This is a genomic window from Synechocystis sp. LEGE 06083 (assembly GCF_015207725.1).
Taxonomy (GTDB): domain Bacteria; phylum Cyanobacteriota; class Cyanobacteriia; order Cyanobacteriales; family Microcystaceae; genus Synechocystis; species Synechocystis salina.
On the sequence record NZ_JADEWJ010000012.1, the window covers coordinates 1 to 16727 of the forward strand.

General features: G+C 49.5%; 12 protein-coding genes. 11 read left to right on the top strand and 1 reads right to left on the bottom strand.

The window, feature by feature from the left end; all coding sequences use genetic code 11:
• The 8 genes from rpoB to IQ219_RS01755 form a co-directional block, all read left to right on the top strand.
• A partial coding sequence (gene rpoB / locus IQ219_RS01725) for a DNA-directed RNA polymerase subunit beta (protein ID WP_194071508.1) occupies positions 1-2845 on the top strand: 2845 nt, incomplete at its 5' end.
• Between the two features lie 123 nt (positions 2846-2968).
• On the top strand, positions 2969-6922 hold the full coding sequence (locus IQ219_RS01730; RefSeq protein WP_190596242.1) for a DNA-directed RNA polymerase subunit beta'': 3954 nt from the start codon (positions 2969-2971) through the stop codon (positions 6920-6922).
• A gap of 432 nt (positions 6923-7354) precedes the next feature.
• On the top strand, positions 7355-9484 hold the full coding sequence (locus tag IQ219_RS01735; protein WP_194071509.1) for a ComEC/Rec2 family competence protein: 2130 nt from the start codon (positions 7355-7357) through the stop codon (positions 9482-9484).
• 372 nt (positions 9485-9856) lie between these two features.
• Positions 9857-10093: a hypothetical protein gene (locus tag IQ219_RS01740; protein WP_190596236.1), complete on the top strand. Its 237-nt coding sequence runs from the start codon at positions 9857-9859 to the stop codon at positions 10091-10093.
• A 215-nt stretch (positions 10094-10308) separates the two neighbouring features.
• Complete coding sequence (cobQ, locus tag IQ219_RS01745) at positions 10309-11826, top strand: cobyric acid synthase CobQ (RefSeq protein WP_194071510.1); 1518 nt, start codon at positions 10309-10311, stop codon at positions 11824-11826.
• Entirely contained in the window at positions 11826-12098 is a 273-nt protein-coding gene (locus IQ219_RS19910; protein WP_228016631.1) for a hypothetical protein, read from the top strand. The genes cobQ and IQ219_RS19910 overlap by 1 nt, the downstream gene beginning before the upstream one ends.
• On the top strand, positions 12089-12868 hold the full coding sequence (locus IQ219_RS01750; protein ID WP_228016632.1) for an amidohydrolase family protein: 780 nt from the start codon (positions 12089-12091) through the stop codon (positions 12866-12868). Before IQ219_RS19910 ends, IQ219_RS01750 begins: the two co-directional genes overlap by 10 nt.
• Entirely contained in the window at positions 12840-13079 is a 240-nt protein-coding gene (locus IQ219_RS01755; RefSeq protein ID WP_190596230.1) for a 2Fe-2S iron-sulfur cluster-binding protein, read from the top strand. Before IQ219_RS01750 ends, IQ219_RS01755 begins: the two co-directional genes overlap by 29 nt.
• A 5-nt stretch (positions 13080-13084) precedes the next feature.
• Here the strand turns inward: IQ219_RS01755 and IQ219_RS01760 are convergent, their stop codons facing one another.
• Entirely contained in the window at positions 13085-13537 is a 453-nt protein-coding gene (locus IQ219_RS01760) for a hypothetical protein (protein WP_194071511.1), read from the bottom strand.
• A 348-nt stretch (positions 13538-13885) separates the two neighbouring features.
• Between IQ219_RS01760 and IQ219_RS01765 the strand changes: the two genes are divergently transcribed.
• The 3 genes from IQ219_RS01765 to IQ219_RS01775 all read left to right on the top strand — a co-directional run bounded on the left by IQ219_RS01765 (position 13886) and on the right by IQ219_RS01775 (position 16673).
• Positions 13886-14590 carry a cupin domain-containing protein gene (locus IQ219_RS01765; RefSeq protein ID WP_194071512.1) on the top strand — a complete coding sequence of 235 codons (705 nt, stop codon included), beginning with the start codon at positions 13886-13888 and terminating at the stop codon, positions 14588-14590.
• 83 nt (positions 14591-14673) lie between these two features.
• Positions 14674-15474, top strand: a complete 801-nt coding sequence (locus IQ219_RS01770) for an extracellular solute-binding protein (RefSeq protein WP_194019154.1) — start codon at positions 14674-14676, stop codon at positions 15472-15474.
• A 350-nt stretch (positions 15475-15824) separates the two neighbouring features.
• The gene (locus IQ219_RS01775; RefSeq protein ID WP_194071513.1) at positions 15825-16673 is read left to right on the top strand and encodes a hypothetical protein; all 849 of its coding nucleotides are present in this window, start codon (positions 15825-15827) and stop codon (positions 16671-16673) included.
• Positions 16674-16727: the final 54 nt, after the last annotated feature.

Below are 16727 nucleotides of genomic sequence, written 5' to 3' on the forward strand. Positions count from 1 at the left end.
ACACTTTCAACCCGACAAAACCGGGCTGGTCTATGTCCGCATTGACAAAACTCGCAAGCTTTCCGCCCAAGTCCTACTAAAGGCGATCGGTCTGAGCGATAACGAAATTCTCGACTCCCTCAGCCACCCAGAATTTTTCCAAAAAACCCTCGACAAAGAAGGCAATCCCACCGAAGAAGAAGCCCTGGTGGAACTCTACAAAAAACTCCGCCCCGGTGAACCCCCCACCGTCAGTGGTGGTCAGCAGTTATTGGAGTCCCGCTTCTTCGACCCCAAACGGTATGACCTAGGCCGAGTAGGGCGCTACAAACTCAACAAAAAACTCCGGCTCAATGAGGCGGACACCACCCGGGTGCTCACTCCCCAGGATATCCTCGCCGCCATTAACTATCTCATTAACCTGGAATTTGACGTTGGCACCACCGACGACATCGACCACTTGGGTAATCGTCGAGTACGCTCCGTTGGAGAGTTGCTGCAAAACCAAATCCGGGTGGGCTTAAATCGCCTAGAGCGTATTATTCGGGAGCGCATGACCGTCAGCGAATCCGATGCCCTCACTCCCGCTTCCCTGGTGAATCCCAAACCCCTAGTGGCGGCCATCAAAGAATTTTTTGGTTCCTCCCAACTCTCCCAGTTCATGGACCAAACTAATCCCCTGGCGGAGTTGACCCACAAGCGCCGGATTTCCGCCTTGGGCCCTGGGGGCCTAACCAGGGAGCGGGCAGGGTTTGCCGTGCGGGATATTCACCCTTCCCACCATGGTCGTATTTGTCCAGTGGAAACTCCGGAAGGTCCCAACGCCGGTTTGATTGGTTCCCTCGCCACCTGCGCCCGGGTCAATGATTATGGTTTTATCGAAACCCCCTATTTTCGGGTGGAGAGTGGTCGGGTCAGGAAAGATTTAGACCCCGTTTACCTCACCGCCGACGAAGAAGATGACATGCGGGTGGCCCCCGGAGACATCCCCACGGACGAAGAGGGCAACATCATTGGCGAATCCGTACCCATTCGCTACCGCCAGGAATTTTCCACCACCAGTCCAGAACAGGTGGACTACGTGGCCGTCTCTCCGGTGCAAATTATTTCCGTTGCCACCTCCATGATTCCTTTCCTGGAGCACGACGATGCTAACCGGGCCCTAATGGGGTCCAACATGCAACGGCAAGCAGTGCCCCTGTTACGTCCTGAACGGCCCTTGGTGGGGACTGGCTTGGAAGCCCAGGCTGCGCGGGACTCCGGCATGGTGATTGTTTCCCGCACCCATGGCATTGTCACCTATGTGGATGCCACGGAAATCCGGGTACAGCCCCACTCCCCCGATAACCCCGCTGAGAAAGGGGACGAAATTGTCTACCCGATCCAAAAATACCAACGGTCCAACCAAGACACCTGCTTGAACCAACGTCCCCTGGTCTATGCCGGAGAAGATGTGGTGCCCGGGCAAGTGTTAGCGGACGGTTCCGCCACGGAAGGGGGAGAATTGGCCCTGGGACAAAACATTCTCGTCGCCTATATGCCCTGGGAAGGTTACAACTACGAGGACGCCATTCTGATCAGTGAACGACTGGTCTATGACGATGTTTACACTAGTATTCACATCGAAAAATTTGAAATTGAAGCCCGCCAAACCAAACTAGGCCCAGAGGAAATTACCAGGGAAATACCCAATGTGGGGGAAGATGCCCTCCGCAACCTTGATGAGCATGGCATTATCCGCATCGGTGCCTGGGTGGAATCCGGCGACATCTTGGTGGGTAAAGTCACGCCCAAAGGGGAAGCAGACCAACCTCCAGAAGAAAAACTACTACGGGCTATCTTTGGTGAAAAAGCCCGGGATGTGCGGGATAACTCCCTGCGGGTACCCAACGGCGAAAAAGGACGGGTAGTGGATGTGCGGGTGTTCACCAGGGAGAAAGGGGACGAATTGCCCCCCGGCGCCAATATGGTGGTGCGGATTTACGTTGCCCAAAAACGAAAAATCCAAGTGGGGGACAAAATGGCCGGTCGCCACGGCAATAAGGGGATTATTTCCCGCATTTTGCCCATTGAAGATATGCCCTACCTCCCGGATGGTCGTCCCATCGACATTGCCCTCAATCCCCTGGGGGTTCCTTCCCGGATGAATGTGGGTCAGGTATTTGAGTGCATGCTGGGATGGGCCGGGGAAAACCTTGGTGTACGCTTCAAAATTACCCCCTTTGACGAAATGTATGGGGAAGAAGCATCCCGGGATACGGTCCATGGCCTGTTGGAAGAAGCGTCCCAGCGCCCCAACAAGGACTGGGTCTTTAACCAAGACCATCCTGGCAAAATTCAAGTGTTCGATGGTCGTACCGGAGAGCCCTTCGACCGTCCCATTACGGTGGGCCAAGCCTATATGCTCAAACTGGTGCATTTGGTGGACGATAAAATCCACGCCCGTTCCACGGGGCCCTACTCCTTGGTTACCCAACAGCCTTTGGGGGGTAAAGCTCAACAGGGGGGACAACGGTTCGGAGAAATGGAAGTGTGGGCCCTGGAAGCCTATGGCGCTGCCTACATTTTGCAGGAACTACTCACCGTTAAATCGGATGATATGCAGGGCCGCAATGAAGCCCTCAACGCCATTGTTAAAGGAAAGAGTATTCCCCGCCCCGGTACACCAGAATCCTTCAAGGTGTTAATGCGGGAACTGCAATCCCTCGGCTTGGACATTGCTGCCCACAAGGTACAACTGTCTGAAGATGGTGAAAGCGCTGACGCAGAGGTGGATTTAATGATCGACAGCCAGCGTCGGGCCCCCAATCGCCCCACCTACGAGTCTCTCCACACCGAAGAGGATTTGGAAGAAGAAGAAGTCTAAAACGGCGATCGGAGCACAGGAAACAGTGAACAGTGTCTTACCCCCTGCCAACTGCTTCCTGATACCTGCTTCCTGATACCTGATATCTGCTAACTGCTCCCTGATAACTGAGTAACTGAAAAAATGACCTTCTATAACTACACCATCGACAAAGGCCGCCTGAAAAAACTCATTGCCCTTGCCTACCGTCGTTACGGTTCTGCTCGCTGTTCCCAGTTGGCCGATGAACTCAAGGAACTGGGGTTTCGTTTTGCCACCAAAGCGGGGGTTTCTATTAGTGTAGATGATCTGACAATTCCTCCAGAGAAAAAACAGATGTTGGAGGCGGCGGAAAAGGAAATTCGCACCACGGAGGAACGCTATGCCCGGGGAGAAATCACCGAAGTGGAACGGTTCCAAAAGGTAATTGATACTTGGAACAGTACTTCAGAAGAATTGAAAGACCAGGTGGTGGTTAACTTCCGTAAAACCGACCCTCTCAACTCCGTGTACATGATGGCTTTCTCCGGTGCCCGGGGGAACATGAGCCAGGTGCGTCAGTTGGTGGGAATGCGGGGTTTGATGGCCGATCCCCAGGGGGAAATTATTGACTTGCCCATTAAGACCAATTTCCGGGAGGGGCTGACCGTTACTGAGTATGTAATTTCTTCCTACGGTGCCCGTAAGGGTCTGGTGGACACGGCTCTCCGGACGGCGGACTCTGGCTATCTCACCCGGCGTTTGGTGGACGTATCCCAGGACGTAATTGTGCGGGAACAGGACTGTGGCACCGAGCGCAGTCTGCGGGTCACAGCCATGACCGATGGGGACCAGGTCAAAATTAGCTTGGCCGATCGCCTGTTTGGTCGTTTGTTAGCCAAAGATGTGGTGGATGGTGAAGGCAATGTCATTGCAGAGCGCAACCAGGAAATTGATGAAGCGTTAGCTAATCGCATCGCCGCTGTCACCGATGAAGTTTACGTCCGATCGCCGTTGACCTGTGAAGCGGCCCGGTCTGTGTGCCAAAACTGCTACGGCTGGAGCCTGGCCCATGGTCACAAAGTTGACTTAGGGGAAGCGGTGGGGATTATTGCCGCCCAATCCATTGGGGAACCTGGTACCCAGTTGACCATGCGGACTTTCCACACTGGGGGGGTATTCACCGGGGAAGTGGCCCGCCAAGAAAAGGCTCCCGAAAACGGCACAGTTAAATGGGGCAAGGGTTTAAGCACTCGTAAAGTCCGTACCCGCCACGGGGAAGATGCGGAACAGGTGGAAATAGCCGGGGATTTGATCTGGAAAGGGGAAGGGAAAAAGGCCGCCAGCCAGACCTACTCCCTCACCCCCGGTTCCCTACTGTTTGTGCAGGACGGGCAAACGGTGACGGCCAGCCAGTTGATGACGGAAATCTCCCTCTCCAAAACCCAACGTTCCACGGAGCGGGCCACCAAGGACGTGGCCGGGGATTTGGCTGGGGAAGTGTTGTTTGATCGCCTGGTGCCAGAGGAAAAAACCGATCGCCAGGGGAACACCACCCGCATTGCCCAACGGGGTGGTCTGGTGTGGATTCTCTCCGGGGAAGTGTATAACTTACCGCCCGGAGCGGAACCGGTGGTGAAAAACGACGAGCAGGTGGAAGTCGGCAGCATCATGGCCGAAACCAAGCTGGTCACCAATGACGGCGGGGTAGTGCGCCTGGTGAGTAACCGGGAAATTGAAATCATCACCGCCTCCGTGCTCCTGGACCAAGCCCAGGTGAAGCTAGAAAGCAGTGGTGGCCGGGAACAGTACGTAATTTACACCGCTGATAAGCAACGGTTCCTGCTTAAGGCCGCTCCCGGTACCAAAGTGCAGAACCACAGCATTGTGGCGGAATTAATCGATGACCGCTACCGCACCACCACCGGGGGCATGATTCGCTACGCCGGGGTGGAAGTGGCCAAGGGCGGCCGCAAACAGGGCTACGAAGTCACCAAAGGTGGCACCCTGCTCTGGATTCCCGAAGAAACCCACGAAATCAACAAGGATATTTCCCTGTTAATTGTGGAAGATGGCCAGTATGTGGAAGCGGGCACGGAAGTAGTCAAAGACATTTTCTGTCAATCTAGCGGCATCGTCGAAGTGGTGCAGAAGAACGATATTCTGCGGGAAATTATCATCAAACCCGGTGATTTCTACCAAGATGTAGACCCCGGTTCGGTGAAAATTGAAACCGGCCAATTGCTCCAACCAGGACAGGATGTTTTCCCCGGCGTCACCGTTAGCACCCTCAGCCAAGCGGAGTGGATCGAAAGCCCCGAAGGCAATGGTTTACTGCTGCGGCCAGTGGAAGAGTACAAGGTGTTTGATGAGCCCGCCGCCCCCTCCCAGGGTTCCCAAAACGAAGAAGGGGGTCGCCAAATTGAATTGCGCTCTGTTCAGCGCCTGTTCTACAAAGATGGCGATCGGGTGAAATCCGTTGAAGGGGCTCCCCTGCTCAGCACCCAGTTGGTGTTGGAGATTTATGGCAGTGGCAACGAAGGTATTTCCCACCTTTCCGCCGATATTGAACTGCAGGATGACGAGGAGGAAGATTGCCAGCGTTTACAGTTGGTGATTCTAGAATCCTTGGTACTGCGGCGGGACCAGGAGTCCGATCCCCTCGGTGGGGCTTCCAAAACCCGTTTATTGGTGCAGGACGGCGACCAAATTCCTCCGGGAGCGGTGGTGGCCCGGACTGAAATTCAATGTAAGGAAGCGGGCATTGTCCGGGGTATCAAAGAAGGACAGGAATCCATCCGTCGGGTGTTACTGGAACGGGAAGCCGATCGCCTAGTGATGGATCTACCCAGTGCCCCGGAAGTCAAACCAGGACAACTGTTGGTGGCAGGACAGGAATTGGTGCCCGGCGTCAAACTAGAAGAGTCCGGTAAAGTACTGGAAATTAACGGTAAAGGAGACAACTATCAATTAGTTCTACGGCGGGCTCGGCCCTATCGGGTTTCCCCTGGGGCAGTGCTCCACATTGAAGATGGAGACCTGGTGCAACGGGGCGATAACCTCGTACTGCTGGTGTTCGAACGAGCCAAGACTGGAGATATTGTCCAGGGTTTACCCCGGATTGAGGAACTTTTGGAAGCTCGGAAGCCCAAGGAGGCCTGCATCCTTGCTCGCGCCCCTGGGGTCTGCCAAGTGGAATACCTCGAAGATGAAAGTGTCGATATCAAAGTGTTGGAAGACGATGGCACCGTGAGCGAATATCCCCTCTTGCCGGGGCAAAACGCCATGGTTACCGATGGCCAACGCATTGATGTGGGGCACCCCCTCACCGATGGTTACAACAACCCCCACGAAATTCTGGACGTGTTCTTCAGTTACTACGTGGACAAGGACGGTTGTTACCAAGCGGCCCTCAGGGGCCTCCAAGCGGCGCAAAAATTCCTCGTCAATGAAGTGCAAACGGTTTACCAATCCCAAGGGGTAGATATTTCCGATAAGCACATTGAAGTAATTGTCCGGCAGATGACGGCCAAGGTCCGCATTGATGACGGAGGAGACACCACTATGCTCCCAGGGGAGTTGGTGGAACTGCGCCAGGTGGAACAGGTCAACGAAGCCATGGGCATCACCGGTAGTGCTCCCGCCCGCTATACCCCCGTGTTGCTGGGTATCACCAAAGCTTCTTTGAATACCGATAGCTTCATTAGTGCGGCTTCCTTCCAAGAGACCACCAGGGTCCTCACCGAAGCGGCGATCGAGGGTAAATCCGATTGGCTGCGGGGCCTGAAGGAAAACGTGATTATTGGTCGGCTCATTCCTGCGGGTACGGGGTTCAGTAGCCACGAGGAAATTCTGGGACTAGTGGAAACCCAGGATGATATCCAAGGTTATATGATTGAGCCCATTGAATTGCCCACGGCGAAGAAAAAAGCCAGTGCATCCAAGGTGAAAACCAAAAAAGTTGAAGCCGATGACGACCTGTTGGACGACACCAGGGCCCGGGCCTATGCGGGCACTCAACTCAGTCAGGATGACGAAGAGTTTGAAGAAACCTACGACACCGATGAGGATGATTTCGACATGGATGACGACGACGATTTTGAAGACGATGAGGATTAAGGATAATCCCTGATTCTTTGGGCTTAAAGACGTTTAGCATCCCCATCTTTATCTTTCTAGCTAGTTATTATCCCTTCCCCTTCTCCGGGAGGGGATTGTTTTTTTTGCGGACTGCTATGCTTTAGTACGGATACCGATTTCCTAAGAACGTGTTTGAAAAGCCCCCCTGACCCCCCAAATTTGGGGGGAAACAGACGCAAAGTCCCCCAATATTGCCGGAGCTTTAGTGAGGAGATTTAGGGGGCAAAACAAGACTGTACAAACAGGCATACGGCAAATTCCGAATCAACCTGATACCCAAAAAACAGTCATAACGCTTATTCGGCAAAGGTTTTGCTGTGCCCCTTAGATATCGTAACCGCTGTAAAAATTGTTTCCCTTTGCTTCCCCTCGTCGGGAAGATTTTGGAAAAATTGACATGGAGTTAAACTGATGCGTTTCCATCCCCTGGCCCTGATTTGTCTCAGTTTTATGCTCGGATTATTGGGGGCAGGGCTAGATGTGGACTGGTTTAATCTCCAGAAGGGGGCTGCCCTAGCGGTGCTGTGGTTTCTGGCTACGGCGATCGCCGTTATGTTTATGCCCCTAGTTTGGCGACGGGGGCCGACTAGATGGCAATGGTTGCTGGCGGGTATGATTGCTTTGCTGGCCAGTTATTACGCCCTTTGGCGCACTCCCCAACCGGGGGTGAATGACATTAGCCGTCTGCTAGATCCTCCGGCCAAGAGTTTTCAGACCATCACGGCGATCGGCACTTTAACAACGGGGGGTAGGGAAAATGCCCCAGGTCAGCAACAATTTTGGCTCAAGATAAAACAGTGGCAACGACCACCGGAACAAGAATTCCGGCCCCGTTCTGGCACCGTGTACCTGACCCTACCCATGGGGGAAAAACCCTGGCAACAATGTCAGCAAATACGAGTCACCGGTTTGCTATACCGTCCCAGTGCACCCCAGAATCCAGGGGCGTTTAATTTTGCCCAATATCTGGCTCGTCAGGGTATTTTTGCTGGGTTAAGGGGGGAAACGGCGACGCTGGTGGGGGAAAAATTTTGTGGTCTCAATCCCCTACGGCAAAGGATTGTCAACGCCCAGACCGCCTGGTTACCAGGCCAAGGGCAAGGAAAATGGCCCGGTTTGCTGATTAGTTCTATCGTCCTGGGAGCGAAAGCGGTTAATTTGCCCACGGAATTACGCAATCTTTTCCAAGCGGTGGGGCTTTCCCATTTCCTGGCCGCTTCTGGCTATCAAGTTTCCCTGCTGGTGGGCACCGTATTGCTCCTGGGCAAAAAGGCCGGTGTCAGTTCCAAATTGGCGATCACCGTTGGGTTGATTACCTTGGCATTTTACCTGGGTTTAACGGGGCTGGAACCATCAGTGATCCGAGCCAGTTTGCTCTGGGTGGGGGTGATGGCGGCCCTAGCCAGCGGCCAAAAATTAAACACTGTGGGGGCATTGTTGCTCATTGCCACAGGGATGCTATTGGTTAATCCCATCTGGAGCCAAGCTTTGGGTTTTCAACTCAGTTTTTTGGCCACTTTGGGCATTGTGGTGATGGTGCCGGCTTTGCAACAACGGCTGGACTTTTTGCCAGGAAAAATTGCCGCGGTGATAGCGGTACCCCTAGCGGCCAGTATTTGGACTACGCCCATTCTTTTGCAACAGTTTGGCTATTTTATCCCCGCTGCCTTACCCCTGAATATTCTGATTACGCCCTTGCTGGCCCTGTTGAGCTTGGGAGGCATGATCAGTGCTCTGTTCGCCCTCATTTTTCCGCCCCTGGGTAGTGCCACTGCTTGGTTACTAGCTTTTCCCGCCCGTTGGTTAATGGCGATCGCCGCTCAATTTCAACAATTGCCCACGGTGGCGGTGGGGGAAGTGGGGCTGGGACAAGTGGTCATAATCTACGCTGCTTTTGGTTTGATCTGGGCCTTTCCCTGGTGGCGACGGCGTTGGGGCTGGGTTACGGTATTTTTGCTCGCAATAATCATTTTGCCCCTCATTTTTGCCCTGCAAACTAGGGTGGAGTTGACCATTTTTGCTAGTAAAAAATTTCCTGTCATTGTGACCCAGGCCCACGGCACAGTCACAACTATCACCCAAGCTGAAGATCAGTCCGCGGCCAGATTACTGGCTCCTTTCCTGGCCCAAAAAGGAATTAGCCAAGTTGATTGTCAATTAACCATAACTCCCGCCATGGTCGGTCAACCGCTGCCGCCTTCTTGCCCCCATCTAAGTTGGGTAGAAATCAACCCAGCAATTTTGCAACTGGAATTTGGTCAACAACGCTGGTGGATTTTTCTGCAAGTGCCCCCAACCAACCAAGCTCCATTGCAGTTACCGCTGCATCAACGACCCCAAACCATCATCTGGGTTGGCCAGTTTTTTCCCTACAGTTGGCTGGATAGTTTACGACCTCCCACGGCGATCGCCATTGCGCCCTATGTCAGCAAAGATTTGAGGCAAACAGTGGCAAAATACCGGGGTCAATTATGGGTAACCGGACCGGGCGCTATCCAATGGAATCCTCGTCAGGGCTTTAATTCTGCCCTTGATCTGTGAGCAATTCTTTTAGAAAAGTCAACTTTCCTTCTACTAATCCCGGCGATCGCCGCTATCCCCCTCTTTTGGAATGAAAAGCCCAAGCCAGTCAATGTTGTTGCCTGACCCGTTCCATCGTCCTTACTTGCCAATGTCACGATTTGTGAACTTAACCCCGTACCTTATGCCAATATTGCTCGATTTTGTTAAAGTCGATACAGATTTTATTCGTTTTATTTCTTTCGACTTTGCTTGGTAACAAGAATCCTGGGGAAATTGCCTGGCATTTTGTCACCCTTGTGGCCACAGGGTCTGGAACCCAACACCGTTTCGTCCCAACCGTTCCTAAGTCGGAGAGGCATAAAACCTTTTGAGCAATATGGAGGACCGCTGATGAATACCACATCTCCCATTGACTGGGATGAAATGTTTGAGTATTTGCCGGGGACAATAGTAGAACTCAAATCCGAACCGGGGGTTTTATATCAAATTGACTGTTACGAAACCAGTATGGTCCCACCCATTTGGCTAGTGGGGGATCCACGGCCACGCTATCCCCACCAAATGCGGATTGTGTCACGCCAGCAGGTTAAAGCTTGTGAATTGGAACTCGAACCATCTTTTGCCTGATGGGACAGACTCCAATGACCCGTTATTGAAGTTGTGATTCCCAAACCTGAATGCCATGGCAATGGGGATTTTTCAAACATAAACTCAGCCATAACAACGAAGGCAAAATGCTGGGTGTAACAACGGATGACCGAGAGAGGGATAATACAATGGAATTCCCGCTAGAGTTAGCATACTCCGGTTAATCCCTCATCAGACCTCAGCAAAATTTGGCTATGAAAGCAATTATGGTGGTTGGTACCACGTCCCATGCCGGGAAATCCTTTTTAACCACCGGTCTGTGTCGCCTGTTCCATCGTCGGGGTTATCGGGTCACCCCCTTTAAAGGACAAAATATGGCCCTCAATGCCTTTGTTACCGTTGATGGCGGGGAGATGGGCCACGCCCAAGCAGTGCAAGCCTGGGCCGCCGGGACTGTTCCCAGGGTGGCCATGAATCCCATTTTGCTCAAACCCCAGGGGGATATGACTTCCCAGGTGATCATGTTGGGTAAGGCCGTAGGCACAACCAGGGCCCAGGAATATTACCAAAATTACTTTGACCGGGGCTGGCAGGCGATCGCCGATTCGTTGAAAATTTTAGCCCAGGATTTTGACGTCGTGGTGTGTGAAGGGGCCGGCAGTCCAGCGGAAATTAACCTTAAACACCGGGACTTAACCAATATGCGGGTGGCCAAGCATCTCCAGGCCGCCACCATTCTTATTGCCGACATTGACCGGGGCGGTGTGTTTGCCCATGTAGTGGGGACTTTGCAACTGCTAGAACCAGAGGAAAGAAAATTAATCAAAGGCATCGTCATCAATAAATTTCGCGGCCAGCGTTCCCTCTTAGACAGTGGCATTACTTGGCTAGAAGAATATACAGGTATTCCCGTGTTAGGAGTCATTCCCTATGGGCAAAATCTTTTCTCAGCGGAGGATTCCCTCGATTTACTGGAAAGAAGTGGTCGCCCCAGCCCAGAAGATATTCGCATAGTAGTACTCCGCTTGCCCCGCATCGCCAACTTCACCGATTTTGAGCCGTTGGAGGCAGAATCCGGTGTTTATGTCGATTATCTTCCCCTAGAAAAACAGTTGGGCAACCCCGACGCCGTAATTATTCCCGGCAGTAAAACCACGATCGCCGATTTGCAAGCGTTACAAAACAGTGGCATGAGTCAGCAAATTATGGCCTACGTCCAAGCCGGTGGCACTGTGATGGGCATTTGCGGCGGCTATCAAATGCTGGGGCAAACCATTGCCGATCCAGAAAATATCGAAGGCAGTCTCACTAACTGCCAAGGGTTGGGGCTCTTCCCCCTGACCACCGTCATCACCCAAGAAAAAATTACCCGCCAACAGGAAACCATCAGCTACGCTCCCCAACCAGGTTTAAGGGTCACTGGCTACGAAATCCACCAGGGCATCAGTCGGCGATCGGAGCACAGCCAAGACTTTCTGCCCCTGTTTGACCAAGAAGAGCTGGGCATGGTTAATGGGCAACAAAACCTCTGGGGCTGCTACCTCCACGGCCTATTCGATAACGGTACCTGGCGACGGTGTTGGTTAAATAATCTACGGCAACGACGGGGCTTGGGACCATTACCAACTGCCATTGGCAATTATCAAGAACAACGGGAAGCTATGTTAAATTCATTAGCGGATTTTGTCGAAACCCATGTCAACCTCAATCCGATTTTGCCGTCATTCCCAGGGGAAAATTCAGACACTTTAGTTAATAGTTTTTTAGGATGATGAAACAAATTGCTGTAGAAGAGGCTTTTGTCACCCAGGAGATTGCTGACGAGTGGACTAAGGTTCTTGCCAAGGGGGCAAAGAACGAACCGGGTTTTCGCAAAATGGGCGAAACGATTCTAGCGAACAGTCCTGGCACAAGAATTATCCACGAGCGGCTAATAGACCTCGGCGCTGGACGCATTGCTTATATGGATGCCACTGGCATTGATATACAAGTTATTTCCATTCTTCCCCAGGTGTACAGGTATTTGAGCCTGAGTTGGCCATAACCCTTGCCCGTCAGGCTAATGATCAGTTAAGTGAAGCTGTCAAAAATTATCCTGATCGTTTTGCCGGACTAGCAGCAGTGGCCCCCCAATCCCCCCAAGCCGCCGCCATGGAAATTGAGCGAGCCATACAGAAACTTGGGTTGTGCGGTGTATTAATTAATTCCCATACTGGCGGAAAATATCTCGATGACAAGAATTATTGGGAAATTTTTGCCGCTGCCGAAGCCAACAATGCCCCCATTTATCTTCATCCTCGCACCCCTTCTCCAGAGATGATTTCTCCCTTCCTGGACTATGGACTCTATTTTGCGGGCTGGGGATTTACCGTTGAAACTGCAACCCACGGTTTGCGCCTCATTATGGGCGGCGTATTTGATCACTTCCCGAAATTAAAAATTATTTTGGGCCATATGGGGGAAGGATTACCGTACTGGTTACAAAGGATAGATAACCGTTATTCACTGCAGGTAGAAATTGGCGCAGTGCCTAAAATGCCTCGTCTGCCTAGCGAATACTTCAAAGATCATTTTGTCATCACCACTAGTGGGGTTTGTTCCCCACCTGCTCTGCGTCATGTGCTAGACGTACTGGGTGCCGATGCCGTACTCTTCGCCGCCGATTATCCATATGAGTCGGTTGAAGAAGCTGTTTCTTTCTTGGATAATGCACCAATTTCTGATCAGGAAAGACACAAAATCTACCAAACAAATGCTGAAAAACTATTTAAATTAGGAATTACCAATGGCAGTAACGATACGCTTTCTACCTGATGATGTGACTGTGATGGCCAGGGCAGGGGAACCTATTTTAGATGTGGCAGAAAGGGCTGGAATTTTCATCCCCACCGGATGCTTGATGGGTTCCTGCCATGCCTGTGAGGTGGAATTGGGGGACGGCACTCCCATTTGCGCTTGCATCAGTGCGGTACCAGTGGGGGTAAACGAATTAGAGATCAATCTCTATGATGACCCCACTTGGTAATCCACTTAAATTTCTTCAAACCGCAGATTAAGGTTGATGGTGTCAGGGCCAAGCATCGTTCCCTGAATGACCAGCACTACTGATTTTTCCGCATCTTTTGGAGTCAAAGTTAGCCCGGCAGGGGTATCAAACACAATGCTAAAGCCCCAGTCTCCCTGGGTAGCATTAATGGTTCTTTCCTCATAACCCAGTTTAGTGAGGGCATCTTGGTAGAACTTAACCGTGGGGGCTGGTTTACCCTTAGTTTGGAAATTTAATCCCTGTTGTCCATAGGCATTGGCCATAAACATACTACCCACATTGTTGGGACTGCCCTGGGGCCTGGGGAGCTTTACTAAAATATCCGCCGCATTGGCCTGGCTGACAATAAAAGGTCGGGTCTCAAAAGTGACAGGAACTTGTTCAATGGTGGTGGGCGAAATGCTCAATAGGGCGGTAAAAATGGGGAATAATGACATGATCTTGCTGTTTTTCAAAAATTAATCCCCAGTATACTGCCCTTGGAAAAATAGCCACTATGGGCGTGTAAACTTTGTTTACCCTGACTGAATCAATATATTGGGTCAATTGCTGCGATAATTGGCATAGTATTCGGATCAATGACTTTTAACTCCCTAAAACGAGGTTAATTGCCCTTTTTCTCCGCCATGTCACCGTCCACTCCGCCGTAGTTGACAACTTAAGACAATGGCCGCCACAAAAAACTATGGTTTAAAACAACTGTGCATGAAATCATCTTACCCAGAGAGCTAATGACGACATATCTATGGTTTTTGTCTGGTCTAAAATTTACTCCATAGTTGATTGTGAAAATAAAAATTAATCTCGTCAATAAAAAAAGCTTTCCCTGGATAGTAGTTATTTCATTAGCTTTATTTTTGTTAATTCAAATAATTTTTTCCGCTAATCCTGTCTTAAGTCAGAGCACCAAGGAAAATTCCAAAGTAGCAACTGGATTAGAAGCCCCAAAAATAGCGCCAATCAAGATTGAAGATGGGACACAATTAGCTAACAATCCTATGGCCGAGGAAATGGGTGAAACTCAGTTTAGCTGTGAACCGAGAGAAGTGGAAGTTTATAAGTACAAAGCCGGAACTATTTCCTACTGTAGAAAAAAGAACTTTCCCGTTGCTGAAAATGACACTGCTAGGGTGGAAATAAAGCCAGGCGCGGCTCGCACCCCCCATTGGCATGACACTTGGGAAGAACAAATTTTGATCTCAGGTAAGGCAAAAACAGTTTTGATTGATCCTAAAGGCAAAGTATTTGAGCAAAATTTAGAATCAGGTAACCTTGTTTTTATTCCTTCAGGTTGGACCCATTGGTCTGAAACTGTTGGTAATGAAACAGCCACTTTCATTTTCTTATTTCCGGCAAATTTCAAGACTTTTGAAGTTCTAGATTCGATGGTCGCCATTAATAATCCTTTAATGGAGTCAATTCTTGGCTATGATCTACCAAAAGGCAATACTGATCATGATCTATTGATTATGATCAATAAAAATCCTTAGTTAATCTCGTCACTAAACCAACGTTAATTCAAATACAATTTCGCTTCACTTTTTATTATTAATTACGGAATAATTCGACTACCATGAACCGGAAAACAACTTCCCTGGGATTGTTATTATTTTTCGCTTGTATGCTCCGTGGTGCAACATTTGCCAATCCGATCGCCGATAGCGACTATCAGCCAAAGGATGGCGTCGTTAGACTATATGGTGCCGGAGGACCACACACCGCCATTATCCGGGCTGGTAAACTCTTCACTGCAAAAACGGGTATTCCTGTGGATGTGCAGTTTGGACCAGAAAGTCAATGGTCTCAGAATGCCCAGCGTGATGCAGACATAATTTGGGGCACTTCGGAGCAATCAATGACTGCCTTTTTGGAAACCTATAAAGAATTCAATAGCAATGATGTGGAACCGATTTATCTGGCCACATCGGTGATTGCCGTTCGTAAAGGTAATCCTAAAAACATCAGAGGATTTGATGATTTACTCCGTCCCGGTATGAAAATTGTTGTCACCGAAGGAGCGGGTGTTTACAACACTTCAGGCACTGGCGTATGGGAAGATATTGCCGGTCGCACAGGTTCCCTTGATGATATCAAAGCTTTCCGTCGCAATATTATTGCTTTTGCTAAGGGCAGTGGCGCTAGCTTTCAAGCATTTAAAGAGATGAACGCAGACGCGTGGATAACCTGGAAAGATTGGCCCATTAACCATCCCGAAGAAGCTGAATGGGTTGAACTTTCTCCTGATCGAGTTATTTACCGAGATTTAAATGTTGTCACCAACGCCAAGGCTGATCCAGGGGCGGAGCTATTTATTGATTTTCTGCAAACTGAAGAAGCAGAAGCGATATTTCGTTCGGAAGGCTGGTCAAAGTAAAACGTTTAAGATTTTGTTTGAGAAGTTGAGTCGTCGGAGTTAAATTCCTTCTAACCTTCCTAGGCAATGGGAGAATTTGAGTCAGATACTCTTTTATTAGGGGATTAAAAGGAATAAATCCATTGCTCTAAATTTTTTAAACATTCTCTAGATTCTTTGATTAAAATTTTGAAAGATTATAGACAAAACATTTGTTCAGTGACTAAATTTCCGGCAATTTTTGTTACTTTATAAAGTTTTTTAACTATTTTATATCAAGGAACACCATAGCTGACACGATCAACTTAAATTTATTTAAATTTCTCTCTTTTTTGGTCAAATTAACTGATTAAATTTTTGATATAAACTCTATGGATAAAAATCTTAAAATCTCTGCGTTTAAGGATATTTCGGCTTTTTTATTAACAACTTTACAAAGTCAGACCAGCATTAATTTGGATATCAAATATGTCAAAAATGCAGATGAGGCCCATCAGGATTTAAAACAAAATCTGGCCCATATTATTTTGATGTCCTATGACGATACACTCTCAATTGCTTTGGAGGAACAATACTCTGACATTCTGGCAATTCTTCCTATCCATGGCGGTATGTTGGATTTATGTGGTGAAATTGATCTACAAACTAATAAAAATCGCATTGGCATTGACACAGATTCAGGTTACGCCAGGGCCCTACGCTTATTTTTGCGCCATCGATATTCTCCCGAAGACTATGGCAAGTTATTATTCATCAAAGCAGGGGCAACAAATATTCGCTATGAAGCGTTGAGAGATAATTCACTGGATGTTACTCTCCTCAATCCGCCATTTTCCTATCAACTAAATATTCATCGTGATCCGGAGTTTCAAACATTTCTGGGCGATTATCAGGGGGTAGTTGCCAACACAAATAAAACTTTTTGGCATGACTATGAGTATCATCAGTTATTGCAGAGCTTTACGACTGACTACTACGCAATGATCAAGAGAATACAAAATAATTACCAAGAATCGATTGAAAGCCTGGCCAATTACTACGGCATTTCTAAACCAATAGCTACTAACATTTACAATTGTCTTTGGCAAAACAACGGATTGAGCACAACCTATGAATTTCTCGATTCACATTTGCGGAGGACGGAAGCAATTTTTGCTCAAGATACCGGCATTATCATCCCCTCCGAACGGCACTGGTTAGAGCAATTTCATGGATATTAAAGAAAATTGGGGTGAAACTTTATCTTGATTAGCTTTCGCATGGGATTCAAAAAC

Coding starts and splice junctions, on each gene's coding strand:
- cobQ (WP_194071510.1), top strand. CDS start 10,309: ATGAAAGCAATTATGGTGGTTGGTACCACGTCCCATGCCGGGAAATCC.
- IQ219_RS01755 (WP_190596230.1), top strand. CDS start 12,840: ATGGCAGTAACGATACGCTTTCTACCTGATGATGTGACTGTGATGGCC.
- IQ219_RS01775 (WP_194071513.1), top strand. CDS start 15,825: ATGGATAAAAATCTTAAAATCTCTGCGTTTAAGGATATTTCGGCTTTT.
- IQ219_RS19910 (WP_228016631.1), top strand. CDS start 11,826: ATGAAACAAATTGCTGTAGAAGAGGCTTTTGTCACCCAGGAGATTGCT.
- IQ219_RS01770 (WP_194019154.1), top strand. CDS start 14,674: ATGAACCGGAAAACAACTTCCCTGGGATTGTTATTATTTTTCGCTTGT.
- IQ219_RS01735 (WP_194071509.1), top strand. CDS start 7,355: ATGCGTTTCCATCCCCTGGCCCTGATTTGTCTCAGTTTTATGCTCGGA.
- IQ219_RS01730 (WP_190596242.1), top strand. CDS start 2,969: ATGACCTTCTATAACTACACCATCGACAAAGGCCGCCTGAAAAAACTC.
- IQ219_RS01740 (WP_190596236.1), top strand. CDS start 9,857: ATGAATACCACATCTCCCATTGACTGGGATGAAATGTTTGAGTATTTG.
- IQ219_RS01760 (WP_194071511.1), bottom strand. CDS start 13,537: ATGTCATTATTCCCCATTTTTACCGCCCTATTGAGCATTTCGCCCACC.